Here is a 13,034-nt window from a genome sequence, read left to right as displayed (position 1 = left end):
TTGTTGGGTCGGGCGCCACGCCCTTGAGCGTAGGGTGATGCACCGTCCCTCTTGGGCACCCCCATCGGCCGTACCATGTCCGTTTTCTGCCCTCGTGCGGGATGTCAGCCGTCATGAGCGGGAAGACTCAGTACGAGGCGCGTGCGGAAGCGAGGAAGGAACACCAGTGGTCGAAGCGGAAAGCAGGCGGGTCACCGTCATCGGGACCGGCTATCTCGGCGCCACCACCGCCGCCTGTCTGGCCGAAATGGGTTTCGAGGTCCTGGGACTGGACGTCGACGAGGCCAAGATCGAAACGCTCCGCTCCGGTCGCGTCCCCTTCTACGAACCCGGTCTCGACGAGCTCCTGACCTCCGGGCTGGAGGCCGGTCGGCTCCGGTTCACCACCAGCTTCGCCGAGGCCGCCGAGTTCGCCGACCTCCACCTGATCTGCGTCGGCACCCCCCAGCGCGACGAGAGCGGCGCCGCCGACCTCAAGTACGTCAACGCGGCCGTGGAGTCCCTCGCCCCGCACCTGACCCGACCGGCCGTGGTCGTGGGCCGCTCCACCGTCCCGGTGGGCACCGCCGCGACCCTGGCCGCGCGCCTGAGCGCCCTCGCCCCGGTCGGCGAGGAGGCCGAGCTGGGCTGGAGCCCCGAGTTCCTCCGTGAGGGCTTCGGGGTGGAGGACACCCTGCGCCCCAACCGCATCGTGATCGGCACGGACTCCCCCCGGGTGGAGAAGGCCGTCCGCGCCCTGTGGCAGCGACAGGTCGACGCCGGAACCCCGTTCCTGGTCACCGACCTCCAGACCGCCGAACTGGTCAAGGTCTCCGCCAACGCGTTCCTGGCCACGAAGATCTCCTTCATCAACGCGATGGCCGAGGTCTCCGAGGTGGCCGGCGCCGACGTGATCCAGCTCGCCGAGGCCCTGTCCTACGACGACCGGATCGGCGGCAAGTTCCTCGGCCCCGGGCTCGGCTTCGGCGGCGGCTGCCTCCCCAAGGACATCCGCGCCTTCATGGCCCGCGCCGACGAGCTGGGCGTGGAGCCCGCCCTGTCGTTCCTGCGCGAGGTGGACGCGATCAACCAGCGTCGCCGGGCCCGCACCATCGACATCGCCCGCCAGCTGATCGGCGGCAACTTCGCCGGCCGCACCGTGACGGTGCTGGGCGCGGCGTTCAAACCCAACTCCGACGACATCCGGGACTCGCCCGCCCTGGACGTGGCCTCGACCATCGCCTCCCTGGGCGCCCGGGTGACCGTGTACGACCCACAGGCCCTGGAGCGGGCCCGGGAGGCGCACCCGGAGCTCAACTACGCCGACTCCATGCTGGAGGCCGCCCGCGACGCGGACGTGGTCCTGCTGCTCACCGAGTGGACCGAGTTCCGCGAGGCCAACCCCGAGGAGCTGGCCGAGGTCGTCGCCCAGAAGCGGATCGTCGACGGCCGCAACGCGCTGGACCCGACGTACTGGCGCGCCTCCGGCTGGACCTACCGGGCCCTGGGCCGCCAGTAGGCACCACCGCCGTTCGAGTCGAAGGAACGGCCGCTCCCGTACGGGGGCGGCCGTTTCCCATGTTCAGAGCCTCGCACCATGGTTGACTTCTCTCTGTAGTTCTCGCGGAACACACCGTGTTCAAGGATCGAACGGAGACCGATGCCGACCTTCCGCGCGGCGGCCCTCACCGCCCTGGCCCTGATCTCGAGCGCCTCCCCCGTCCTGGCCGCGGAGGCCGTCCCCTCCCCGCCCCTCGCACCCGTCACGCCCCTGGTGCCCGAGGCCGGATGCCCCGCTCTGGACCCGCCGCCCACCGAGGAGGACCGGGACCGCTACCTGTGCGGCGACCGACGCCTGGGGCCGAGGGAACTGCCCGCCGACGGGCCGGTCGGCGAACTGGTCGAGGGATACGACCGGCTCGGCGGCCTGACCCCCGTCGAGTTCCTGGACCGCTGGGCCACCGAGGACGGCTGGGACTACCCCGAGCACGACGGCTTCGTGGTGGAGGACGGCAAACCCGTCCAGGAACTGCGGAAACTGCCGGAGGGGTGGATGCTGGACCGCTTCGGCTCCCCGTGGGGGACCTTCCTCGCGCCGGCCGGAGCCTCCTACGCCGAGCGGGCGCTGCCCCCGGACTCGCTCAACACCTGGCCGGACGGACCCGAGCACAACTACAACTGCTACGAGGTCGTCCGCCCCGTCACCGCGCTGGTGGGGCCGATCGCGCCGCACTTCGAGCAGCCCGGCGGCGGAGAACAGCTCCTCGTCCCCGCCGAGCAGGTCCCCGAGGCCGGCGGAGAGGGCTACGTGCCCGTCAACGACCTGCTGGAGTGGCGCTACCTGGAGCAGCGGTCCACCTCGGAGTGCCTCTTCCCCGAGGAGTTCGCCGCCTAGACGGTTCGCGGGGAGGACTCCGGCGCACCGGGGTCCTCACCCCGCGCCGCCCGGTGGATGACACGTTCCTCCGCAGGCGGGCCCGGAGCCGGCCGAGGGGCCGTGCGGGCCTTGTGACGGAATCCCTGACACCGGAGGGCCGGGGGTGGGATCCTTGTCGGAGAGGTCGAGAAGCATCCCCCAGGAGGCACGTCATGGCCGAGCACCCGTCCCTCGTCTTCCACAAGTCCTCGTACAGCACCACCCGGCAGGAGTGCGTCGAGGTCGCCGAGTTCCCCGCGGGCGCCGCCGTCCGCGACAGTGAGCGTCCGGTCGCGGGGCACCTCGTCTTCCCCGCCCACGAGTGGGCCGCCCTTCTGGTCGTCGTCACGCGGTGACGACCGGATCCGGTCACGAAAATCCGTTGCGATGCCCGAGTCCCCCTGCCACTGTCGACCCGCACGCACCACGCTCATCGTCACGCGGTGACGGACGGATCCTCTTCGGACGCCTTCGGGCCCGGACGATCCTCGAAAGGACGGCATGACCCTCCGCTTCGTACAGGTCAATATCAAGGCCCTGGACGCGCCACGACTCGGACGCTTCTGGGCCGAGGCCGTCGGCTGGGAGTTCGACGACAGCAGCCCCGGGGAGATCAACCTCGAACCGGCGGGCTTCGACTACCCGAACCCGAGCGACCTCGTCATCGACCTCGTGCCCGTCGAGGACCCGAAGACGGTCAAGAACCGCGTCCACATCGACCTGACCTCGCGTTCCCCGGAGCACCAGGCGGAGACGGTACGGCGGCTGAAGGCACTCGGCGCCACACCGGTCGACATCGGCCAGGGCGACAGCTCGTGGGTCGTCCTCGCCGACCCCGAGGGCAACGAGTTCTGCGTCCTCGCGCCGGACGCCCCTTACGAGGGCACCGGTCCGATCGGCGCGATCGCGGTGGACTGCCGCGACCCCGAGGCGATGGTCCGGTTCTGGGACGCGGCCACCGACTGGACGGTGCACGAGGTGAACGAGGACTACGCGAGGATGCGTTCCTCCACCGGGATCGGCCCCTACGTCGACTTCTTCCGGGTCCCGGAGGAGAAGACCGTGGTGAACCGCGTCCACCTCGACCTGCGCCCCTACGCGGACGGCGACCGGGAGAAGGAGGCCGACCGGCTCTGCGAGCTGGGCGCGACGCGCGTGAACGTCGGCCAGGAGGACGTGCCGTGGACGGTCATGGCCGACCCCGAGGGCAACGAGTTCTGCGTCCTCACGCCGAAGTAGGCGAGGTACCCGCACGACGACGGCGAGGCGCTCCTTCCGGGGCGCCTCGTCTCGTTCCACGTGAAGGCGTCGCGATGTCTCCGATCGAGGTCGATTCCAGGGGATATGTCGGTGCCAGGGGGGATACTCGGGGCTCGTGTCGCCGAGATGGAAGGCCTCCCCATGACGATCCACGTCGCCTCCCGCCGCCGCTCGCCCGCCTCACTCGCGGCCGCGTTCCCGGAGGCGGAGATCATCGACACGACCTCCAGGGCTCCGGAACCGTGGGTGCGGCTGAGCCCGTTCTTCCCGCACGGCGGGATCCCGATCCCCTTCGAAGAGGACCTGACCGGCGCCTCCGTGGAGGGGATCTGGCAGGGCCTCAAGGTCTTCGAGGGCTCGGACGTCGATCCGTCCAGGTTCGACGTGACGACGATGAGGGGGCTGAAGCGGACGGTGCGCCGGTACGGGCCCGTCCTGGGGCACCGCGCCGGTCCACGTGGAGATCGACTGCTCCCCTACGAGGCGGCGCGGCGCCTGATCTACCTGCCCGTCTACCGGTGGGTCCTCGAACACCGGGTCGCCGACCTGGTGGAGCGGCTGCGCGCGAAGGAGGAGGTCGTGCTCCTGGACCACACCACCAACGGCGACGTCTCCGATCCTTCCAGCCCGCTCTCCCACGCCGCGCTCGTCCGGTCGTACGTCGAGGACGCGTGGCCGGAGGAGCGCGAGCCGACGTCCCCGTGAACTCCCCCTTCGAGGCGGGGAGATCGGGGTCAGGCGTCGATCCGCTCGGGGGCCTCGGTTCCGGCGGGCAGGCGCCACAGGGCGACCAGGACCACGAGGGACAACGCTCCCAGGAGGGCGACACAGGCCAACGCGGCGGTGTTCACCCCGTGGGTGAAGGCGGCGAAGGCTCCTTCCAGGAGACGCTCGGCCTCCGCGGCCGGTAGCCCCGGCGCCGTGTCCACGGCCCCGGTGACGGTCTCCCCCGCCGGCCCGTCGACCCCCGCCATCCCGTTCCGGTAGGCGGTGAGGGAGATCGTGCCGAGGGCGGCGACGCCCAGCGCCGCGCCGAGCTCGGTGCCGGTCTCCGAGATACCGGCGGCGGCCCCGGCGCGTTCCGGCGGCGCGGTGGCCAGCACGAGGGTGTTGGCCAGGGCGCCCACCATTCCAGCGCCGAGGGTGATCAGCGTGTATCCGCCGACGAAGATCGGCAGCGCCGTGTCCGGCCGGACCAGGGCGATCACGGCGAACCCTCCCGCGCCCAGGGCCAGGCCGACCGCCATGATCGGCGCGGGCCGGACCCGTGAGGAGAGCGCTCCGGAGACGGTCGCCCCCAGAACGGTGCCGAGGAAGGTCGGCAGCGCCCACAAGGCCGCGTGCAGCGGGCCGAGCCCGTGCACGCTCTGGAGGAACGTGAAGGTCAGCAGACCCATGCCGGCGGCGGCGAAGGAGACGACCGCGTTGCCCGTGACGGCGGCCCCGAAGGCGGGGCGGGCGAACAGCGACAGGTCGATGAGCGGATGTTCGACACGGCGCTGTCTCCTGACGAACAGGGTCAGGAGGAGCAGCCCGAGTACGAGCGCTCCGATCGCTCGGGGGTCGGCCCCGTACTGGACGAGGCGTTTGACGGCGTGGACCAGGCCGAGGATCGCCATGAGGGACAGCAGCGCCCCGGGCAGGTCGAATCGGGCTCCGGCGGGGTCGCGCGATTCGGGGACGAGGAAGGGGCCGGCCAGGAGCAGCAGGGCCATGAAGGGCAGGTTGATCAGGAAGACCGAGCCCCAGGGAAGGAACTCCAGCAGCGCGCCACCGATGATCGGTCCGGCGACGGCCCCTCCGGTGAAGGCCACGGTCCAGGCTCCGACGGCGGCGGCCCGCTGTCGGGCGTCGGTGAACATCGCCCGGATCAGGGAGAGCGTGGAGGGCGCCAGGGTCGCCCCGGCCAGTCCGAGCAGGGCCCGCCCGATGATGAAGAGCCCGCTGGAGGGGGCGAAGGCGAGCAGGGCCGAGGCGAGCCCGAACAGCAGGGCACCGGTGAGCAGTAGCCGGCGCCGGCCGATCCTGTCCCCGAGGGCGCCCATGGTGACCAGGAGTCCGGCCAGGACGAAGCCGTAGACGTCCATCATCCACAGCCACTGGGCGGCGGTGGGTTCGAGGTCGCGGGCGATGGCGGGGGCCGCGACGAAGAGCACCGACAGGTCCATGGAGACCAGCAGTGCCGGGATGAGCAGAAGGAGCAGCCCGATCCGGGTGCGGACGGGCGCTCGTGGGGATCCGGTGGTCGTGTTCATGGATTTTATCGTACGTACGTCAAAATCCACCGTCAATATGTACGTACGTCAAAATGTTAGGGTGGGCGCATGAGCCAACGTGAGGACCTGCTGGCCGGCGCCAAGAGGTGCCTGGCCGAGAAGGGCTACGGCAAGACCACCGCACGCGACATCGCGGCCGCCTCGGGCGCCCACCTGGCGTCCATCGGCTACCACTTCGGTTCCAAGGACCGACTGATGAACACCGCGGTGCTGGAGGCCACGAGCGAGTGGGGCGACGTGCTCACCCGACTCGTCCGGGAGTCCTCCTCCGCGGCCGCCCCCGAGGAGCGGATCAGGGCCGTGCTCACCTCGCTGTTCGAGGCCGTCCCCGCCCACCGGGACCTCATGGTCTCCAGCGTCCAGGCCTTCGCCCAGGTCCAGTTCGACGACGAGACGCGCGCCGCCCTGGCCGACGGGATCGAAGGGGCCCGCGAAGAGCTCGCCGCCCTGCTCCTGGGGGTCGCACCGGAGGAGCTCGACGCCGACACCGTGGCGGGCCTGGGCTCCATGCTCTACAACATCGTCACCGGCTACGTGCTCCAGTACCTGGTCTCCCCCGAGCACATGCCCACCGTGGACCAGGCGGTGGCCGGGATCCGCGCCCTCCTGCCCCCGACCCCCTGACCCGGGACGGGAGAAGGCCCCGGCGTCCACGAGGGACGCCGGGGCCTTCTCCTGGCCCTCAGAAGCCGAAGCCGGTGGGCTTGTCGCCCTCGGAGACCTCGCGGCGCAGCCGCTCGCCCTTGGCGTGCGCCTGGGACTTGAGCTTCTCCTGGAAGCGGGACATCCTCTCGGCCAGCTCCGGGTCGTGGGCGGCCAGCTGGCGCACCGCGAGCAGGCCGGCGTTGCGGGCCGCGCCCACCGCCACCGTGGCCACCGGGACCCCGGCGGGCATCTGCACGATCGACAGCAGCGAGTCCATCCCGTCCAGGTACTTCAGCGGCACCGGGACGCCGATCACCGGGAGCGTGGTCACCGAGGCGAGCATGCCGGGCAGGTGGGCGGCGCCCCCGGCCCCGGCGATGATCGCCTTCAGGCCCCTACCGGCGGCCTCGGAGCCGTAGGCGATCATCTCGTGCGGCATGCGGTGCGCCGAGACCACGTCCGCCTCGAAGGGCACGTCGAACTCGCGCAGGGCCTCGGCGGCCTCGCGCATCACCGGCCAGTCCGAGTCCGACCCCATCACGATGCCCACCACGGGGCTGTTCTCGGTCACTTGTGGTCTCCTCGCAGATAGTCGGCGGCGTCGCGGGCGCGCTCCAGCAGGTCCTGGTGGTCGTCGCCCATCACGGTGACATGCCCGATCTTGCGGCCGGGACGCACTTCCTTGCCGTAGAAGTGCACCTTGACCTCGGGGTCCTTGGCCATGACGTGCAGGTAGCGGCGGTAGACCTCGGGGTCGTCGCCGCCCAGCAGGTTGGCCATGACGGTGAAGGGGGCGTTGAGGCGGGGGGAGCCCAACGGCAGATCGAGCACGGCGCGCAGGTGCTGCTCGAACTGGGAGGTACGGGCGCCCTCGATACTCCAGTGCCCGGAGTTGTGCGGACGCATGGCCAGTTCGTTGACGACCACCCCGTCGGCGGTCTCGAACAGCTCCACGGCGAGCATCCCGGTGACGCCGAGCGCGTGCGCGATCTCGATGGCCAGCCGCTGGGCGCGGGTGGCCTTCTCCTCGTCCAGGCCGGGGGCCGGCGCGATCACCTCGTGGCAGATCCCGCCGCGCTGCACGGTCTCGACGACCGGATAGACCGCCACCTGGCCGTAGGGGGACCGGGCGACCTGCACGGCGAGTTCGCGGGTGAACTCGACCTTCTCCTCCACCAGCAGCGGCACGTCCTCGGCGGCGGCGCGTTCCACGACCTCGCGGGCCTCGTCGACGTCGGCGACGACCCACACGCCCTTGCCGTCGTAACCGCCGCGCGCGGCCTTGAGCACGACCGGCCAGCCGGCCTCCTCGGCGAAGGCGGTGACGTGTTCGAGGGTGGTCACGGCACGCCAGAGCGGGGAGGGCGCGCCCAGTTCCGCCATACGCGTCCGCATGCGGAGCTTGTCCTGGGCGAAGCGCAGGGCGTCGCGGCCCGGACGCAGCAGCCCACCGGCCTCCTCCACGGCGCGCAGGACGGGTTCGGGCACGTGCTCGTGGTCGAAGGTGACCACGTCGTTGGCCTTGGCGAAGGCCAGGACGTCGTCGAGCCCGCGGTCGTCACCCAGGGTGACGTCACCGCAGACCAGGGCCGCGCTGTCGTTCGGACGGGCCGCCAGGACGGAGAAGTCCACCCCCAGGGCGATGCCCGCCTGGTGGGTCATTCGGGAGAGTTGACCTCCACCGACCATTCCCACGCGGGGGACGATGCGGTTACGCTCGCTCACAGTTCCTCAACTCAATGCTCGTGAACCGCGGATGCGGGACGGTCCCGCCCCTGGCGGAACCTGGCCGTTCCGGCTCGGAACCCGCGGCCGGGGTGTTCCTCGTAGCCCCGGTTAGAGAGTCTAGGACCCTCGGTCGGACCCACCGAGGGCCGCTCCCCGCCCACCCTCACGCTCCCCCAAGGACTGGAGGCGCAGGTCGTGCGCGAGTTCCTCGCCCGGCATCCCCGCATCGCCGCGTTGGCGGCCGAGGTCGGCAAGTTCGGCTCCGTCGGCGCCATCGCCTACGTGGTGCAGGTGGCGATCACCAACCTGGTCTGGAGCGTCACCGACCTGTCGCTCATCGCGGGTCAGGTGATCGGCACCACCTGCGCGATCGCGGTCGCGTTCATCGGGAACAGGTTCTGGACCTTCCGTGACCGTCCCGGAACGGGGCTGGGTCGAGAGACCCTCCTCTTCCTGCTCATGAACGGCGTGGGCATGCTCATCCAGGTGGGCTGTCTGAGCTTCGCCGTGCACGTGCTGGGGCTGGACGGGCCCGTGGCGACCAACATCGCCGGCAACGTCGTGGGCGTGGGGCTGGGAACGCTGTTCCGCTTCTTCGCCTACCGGACGTGGGTGTTCCCCCGACGGGCCGAGGACTCCGACTCGGCCGAGATCCCGGAGAGCCGGGTGCCCTGAGACGGGGCTCAGGCGTGGACGGCGCTCCGGGTCGCGGGTCCGAAGCGGCGCAGGCACCACAGGACGACGGCGACGTACAGACCCACCTGGGCGACGGTGAGGAGCAGTGTCAGCGGGGTGTCGGCCCCCACCGGCAGTCCCGCGCCGATGACCACCCCGGTGCCCACTTCGGACAGGCGTCCCTCCAGCGCACAGCGGGTGAACTGGAAGAGGCTGTTGACCACGTGCAGCCCGATGGCGGCCTCCAGGCCGCCGGTGCGCAGTGTGAGCCAGGACATGGCCGCGCCGAACACCACGAGGGAGGCCGTGGTCCACACGTGTCCCGGGTGGGTGGAGGCGTACAACGCGGCGAACAGGGTGCCACCGGCCAGGATCGCCGGCCATGGGGACCGCATCACCCTGGAGAAGGCGCCCTCGCCGTGTTCGGAGCCCAGCGACCCGACGAGCTGCATCACCAGCCCGCGCATCGTGAGCTCCTCGGCCGCCGATTGGAGCGGTACGAGGAGGACGATCACGGTGAGCGCCGCGAGCAGGACCTGGATCCCGGCTCGGGTGCCGGCCGAGGTGGCCTCGACCGCCGCGTCGTCGGCGGAGTGGAACGGGAGCATCGGCACCAGGGCCGCGCACGTTCCGGCGAGCATGAGGGCGATCAGCAGGCACACGCCCATCCATCGCCAGCGGACACGCCCGTCCACGGAGATCAGGGAGCCGGCGCTGCGCCACTGCACCACGCGGGCTATGAAGAGCGCGAGTGGGATGAGCAGGGCCATCGACGACAGTCCGAAGGCGAGCCCGGCGATCTCACCGACCCGGGCCGAGTCCGGTGCCAGCCCGCCGCCGCCGAGGATCGCGACGATGGTCATCACGACGACGACGCCGATCCACAGGAAGGACAGCAGGACCGCGAAGACGAGGATCGCCAGTGGCGGGATCCACCATCGGAACAGTGGCGTACGGGCCAGCCTGTGATAGGACTCACCCTCGGGGATCTCCGCGCGGGCGAAACGGCTCCGCCGTACCGGCCGGGGAGGTGGCCAGGCCCACACCGACGGTGCGGGGGTCAACGCCGGGTGGCCGCCCGGCGGTGTCCTTCGCTCACCCCCGGGCGGCCAGGCCCAGGTCTGTTCCCGAGGCTGTTCCTCCGCACCACGAGCCCGCCCATCCGGCCCCTCGGGCGCGGTGGGCCAGGACGAACCAGGCGGTGGCGGCACATTTCCCATCGTGCGGCCGAGGCTACTATCCGGGCATGTATCGCCTGCGTTAAGGCCACGCCGTTATCGGCCGGTCACGGTGTGGAGCCGGGTGTGGGGAAAGGCGGCGACCGGGCCGGAATAGCGACGAACCGCCCTTCCGTTGGAAGGGGTGGACCTGGGGTGACACCACAGGCCTCGTACCCCGTCCCGCTGACCTACGATTGAGTACATGTCCTCCACACCAACCACCGAGCAGGTAAACAAAGCCCTGGCCACGGTGCAAGACCCGGAGATCCGCCGCCCCATCACCGACCTCGGCATGGTCAAGAGCGTCGACATCGCCGACGACGGTGCCGTGCACGTGGGTATCTACCTCACGGTCGCGGGCTGCCCGATGAAGGGGCGTATCGAAAAGGACGTGACGGCCGCGGTGACCGAGGTCGCCGGCGTCACCTCCGTCAAGGTCGAACTCGACGTGATGAGCGACGAGCAGCGCAAGGAGCTCCAGACCAAGCTCCGCGGCGGTCAGGCGGAGAAGGAGATCCCCTTCGCCAAGCCGAGCTCGCTCACCAAGGTCTACGCCGTCGCCTCGGGCAAGGGTGGTGTCGGCAAGTCGTCGGTGACCGTCAACCTCGCCGCGGCGCTGGCCGCCCAAGGGCACAAGGTCGGTGTCGTCGACGCCGACATCTACGGTCACTCGGTGCCGCGCATGCTGGGCGCGTCGGACTTCCCGACCAAGGTCGAGGACATGATCCTGCCGCCCACCGCGCACGACATCAAGGTCATCTCGGTGGGGATGTTCACCCAGGGCAACCAGCCGGTGGTGTGGCGCGGCCCGATGCTGCACCGCGCCCTCCAGCAGTTCCTCTCGGACGTCTTCTGGGGCGACCTGGACGTCCTGCTGATGGACCTGCCCCCCGGCACGGGTGACATCGCCATCTCCGTGGCGCAGCTGCTGCCCGGGGCCGAGCTCCTGGTGGTCACCACGCCGCAGCAGGCCGCCGCCGAGGTCGCCGAGCGCGCGGGCGCCATCACCGCCCAGACGCACCAGCGCATCGCCGGTGTCATCGAGAACATGTCGTACTACAAGCCGGACGCGGGCGCCGAGCCCGTCTACCTGTTCGGCCAGGGCGGTGGCCGCCAGGTCGCCGACACCCTGACCAAGACCCTCGGCGCGGAGATCCCGCTGCTGGGCCAGGTGCCGCTGGACACCCGCCTTCGCGAAGGCGGTGACGAGGGCGAGCCCCTGGTCCTGAGCACGCCGGACGCCGAGGCCTCCAAGGTGATCACCGAGATCGCCGAGAAGCTGGTCAGCAAGCCGCGCGGTCTGGCGGGGATGCAGCTCGGCATCTCCCCCGCCGGTCGCTGAGGCCGGCCTCCGGGTCGATCGGAAGACGCGAACGGCCCCGAACCGTCCGGTTCGGGGCCGTCGTCGTGTCCGGGGAGGGTCAGTCCTCGGGGCCCAGCGTCACGGTGACGGTGGTGCGGTCACCGTCGCGCTCGTAGTCCAGCTCGACCTCTTCGCCGGGGTTCTTGTCGCGGACCATCGCCTGGAGCTCGCCGTGGGAGTTGACCCGACGGCCGTCGAAGGAGACGATCACGTCCCCCGGTTCCAGACCGGCCTCGTCGGCGGGGCCGCCGCGTTCGATGGCGTCGTCCTCGTCGGAGATCACCGCTCCCACGACCGGGCTCTCCTGGTCGTAGGTGACGCCGAGGTCGGCGTAGGCGGTCTCTCCGTGGTCGATCATCCGGCCGATGACGCTCTCCGCCTCGGTCGAGGGGATCGCGAAGCCCAGACCGATGCTGCCGGTGGGCTGCTCTCCGAAGGCTCCGCCTCCCATGCTGTAGATCATCGAGTTGACCCCGATGACCCGTCCCTGCATGTCGACCAGCGGCCCACCCGAGTTGCCGGGGTTGATCGCCGCGTCCGTCTGGATCGCGAAGAACTGGGTGTCCCCCTCGTCCGGGCTGACCGGACGGTCCAGGGCGCTGATGATGCCCTGGGTGACGGTCCCGGCCAGACCCAGCGGAGCCCCGATCGCGATGACCTCGTCACCGACGATCGCCTCGTCCGAGTTCCCGAACTCCAGAGGTTCCACGTCACTGGGGTCGTCCAGTTCCAGGACGGCCAGGTCGGAGCTGGGGTCGGAGCCCACCACCTCGGCCCCGGTGCTGCTGCCGTCGCTGTAGTCGATCACGATCCCGTCGTCCTCCAGCACGGAGGAGACGTGGTCGTTGGTCACCACGTAGTCGCCTTCGATGACGAACCCCGAGCCTCCGCCGCCCACACGCGGGTCGGCGCTGCGCAGGGAGACCACGCTGGGGCTGACCCGCTGGGCCACGCCCGCGACGGTGTCCGGTGCCCGTTCGGGGGCTTCGGGCGGGGGCTCGTTCATGACCGGCCCGTCCTGGTCGGAGTCGGTCGCGCCTCCGTCCGCCGAGGAGAGCATCGTTCCGGCGACACCGCCCGCACCACCCGCCAGGACGGCGACCAGGAGCGCGCCGGTGAGCGCCGCCCACACCGGCACCCCGCGTCGGCGGCGTTCGGGGGGCGTGCCGGGGGGTGCGGCGCCGTGTTCCATCGGCGGGACGGCGAAGTGACCGGGGCCGGTGGAGCCTCCGGGGGCTGCCATGGCGGGCGGGGCCGAGCCGCTCGGCCCCGGCCCGGGGGCGCCGGCTCGGTTCTCCGCGGGGGGCGCCGCGGGGTTCGGCGGGCGCTGTGGGGGGTTCCCACCGTTCTGCGGCCAGGCCCCTACGTGACCGGGACGTCCACCCGGTTCGTTCGGGGCGGGCCCCCTCCCCCGGGGGGCCTGTGGCGCCGGTCGTGGCGGGCCGCCCGGGAACGGCTCTCCCCCCGGTGGT

At 71.2% G+C, this 13,034-nt stretch carries 13 protein-coding genes; 8 read left to right on the top strand and 5 right to left on the bottom strand.

Features of this window, described 5'->3' with window-relative positions; translation table 11 throughout:
• Window positions 1–166: 166 nt before the first annotated feature.
• The 5 genes from U9J66_RS10825 (at window position 167) to U9J66_RS10805 (ending at window position 4,360) form a co-directional block, all read left to right on the top strand.
• Window positions 167–1,498, top strand: a complete 1,332-nt coding sequence (locus U9J66_RS10825) for a UDP-glucose dehydrogenase family protein (protein WP_014913087.1) — start codon at window positions 167–169, stop codon at window positions 1,496–1,498.
• A gap of 141 nt (window positions 1,499–1,639) precedes the next feature.
• On the top strand, window positions 1,640–2,374 hold the full coding sequence (locus U9J66_RS10820; protein WP_014912149.1) for a TNT domain-containing protein: 735 nt from the start codon (window positions 1,640–1,642) through the stop codon (window positions 2,372–2,374).
• Between the two features lie 194 nt (window positions 2,375–2,568).
• A complete protein-coding gene (locus U9J66_RS10815) occupies window positions 2,569–2,751 on the top strand; it encodes a DUF397 domain-containing protein (RefSeq protein WP_017533445.1) in 183 nt (60 codons plus the stop codon).
• Window positions 2,752–2,896: 145 nt separating this feature from the next.
• Entirely contained in the window at window positions 2,897–3,634 is a 738-nt protein-coding gene (locus tag U9J66_RS10810) for a VOC family protein (protein ID WP_161110597.1), read from the top strand.
• A gap of 162 nt (window positions 3,635–3,796) precedes the next feature.
• A complete protein-coding gene (locus U9J66_RS10805) occupies window positions 3,797–4,360 on the top strand; it encodes a DUF6939 family protein (RefSeq protein WP_326337619.1) in 564 nt (187 codons plus the stop codon).
• Between the two features lie 29 nt (window positions 4,361–4,389).
• Here the strand turns inward: U9J66_RS10805 and U9J66_RS10800 are convergent, their stop codons facing one another.
• Window positions 4,390–5,910: an MFS transporter gene (locus U9J66_RS10800; protein WP_326337618.1), complete on the bottom strand. Its 1,521-nt coding sequence runs from the start codon at window positions 5,908–5,910 to the stop codon at window positions 4,390–4,392.
• Window positions 5,911–5,979: 69 nt separating this feature from the next.
• Between U9J66_RS10800 and U9J66_RS10795 the strand changes: the two genes are divergently transcribed.
• Window positions 5,980–6,555: a TetR/AcrR family transcriptional regulator gene (locus tag U9J66_RS10795; protein ID WP_042283142.1), complete on the top strand. Its 576-nt coding sequence runs from the start codon at window positions 5,980–5,982 to the stop codon at window positions 6,553–6,555.
• Window positions 6,556–6,613: 58 nt separating this feature from the next.
• Here the strand turns inward: U9J66_RS10795 and purE are convergent, their stop codons facing one another.
• The gene (gene purE / locus U9J66_RS10790; protein ID WP_014911560.1) at window positions 6,614–7,147 is read right to left on the bottom strand and encodes a 5-(carboxyamino)imidazole ribonucleotide mutase; all 534 of its coding nucleotides are present in this window, start codon (window positions 7,145–7,147) and stop codon (window positions 6,614–6,616) included.
• Entirely contained in the window at window positions 7,144–8,301 is a 1,158-nt protein-coding gene (locus U9J66_RS10785; RefSeq protein WP_042283145.1) for a 5-(carboxyamino)imidazole ribonucleotide synthase, read from the bottom strand. The genes purE and U9J66_RS10785 overlap by 4 nt, the downstream gene beginning before the upstream one ends.
• 198 nt (window positions 8,302–8,499) lie before the next feature.
• Here U9J66_RS10785 and U9J66_RS10780 point away from each other — a divergent pair, with 198 nt between their 5' ends.
• A complete protein-coding gene (locus U9J66_RS10780) occupies window positions 8,500–8,979 on the top strand; it encodes a GtrA family protein (RefSeq protein ID WP_326337617.1) in 480 nt (159 codons plus the stop codon).
• Window positions 8,980–8,987: 8 nt separating this feature from the next.
• Here the strand turns inward: U9J66_RS10780 and U9J66_RS10775 are convergent, their stop codons facing one another.
• Window positions 8,988–10,043, bottom strand: a complete 1,056-nt coding sequence (locus U9J66_RS10775) for a CPBP family intramembrane glutamic endopeptidase (RefSeq protein ID WP_202421450.1) — start codon at window positions 10,041–10,043, stop codon at window positions 8,988–8,990.
• Between the two features lie 358 nt (window positions 10,044–10,401).
• On the opposite strand from U9J66_RS10775, the gene U9J66_RS10770 reads away from it, so the two are divergent.
• Window positions 10,402–11,541 carry an Mrp/NBP35 family ATP-binding protein gene (locus U9J66_RS10770; protein ID WP_014908528.1) on the top strand — a complete coding sequence of 380 codons (1,140 nt, stop codon included), beginning with the start codon at window positions 10,402–10,404 and terminating at the stop codon, window positions 11,539–11,541.
• Window positions 11,542–11,620: 79 nt separating this feature from the next.
• Here the strand turns inward: U9J66_RS10770 and U9J66_RS10765 are convergent, their stop codons facing one another.
• The gene (locus U9J66_RS10765) at window positions 11,621–12,754 is read right to left on the bottom strand and encodes a S1C family serine protease (protein ID WP_326337706.1); all 1,134 of its coding nucleotides are present in this window, start codon (window positions 12,752–12,754) and stop codon (window positions 11,621–11,623) included.
• Window positions 12,755–13,034 lie beyond the last annotated feature (280 nt).

The organism is Nocardiopsis sp. LDBS1602 (assembly GCF_035818715.1).
In the GTDB taxonomy this organism is placed as follows: Bacteria; Actinomycetota; Actinomycetes; order Streptosporangiales; family Streptosporangiaceae; genus Nocardiopsis; species Nocardiopsis alba.
This window is presented reverse-complemented; position numbering and strand designations above follow the sequence as displayed.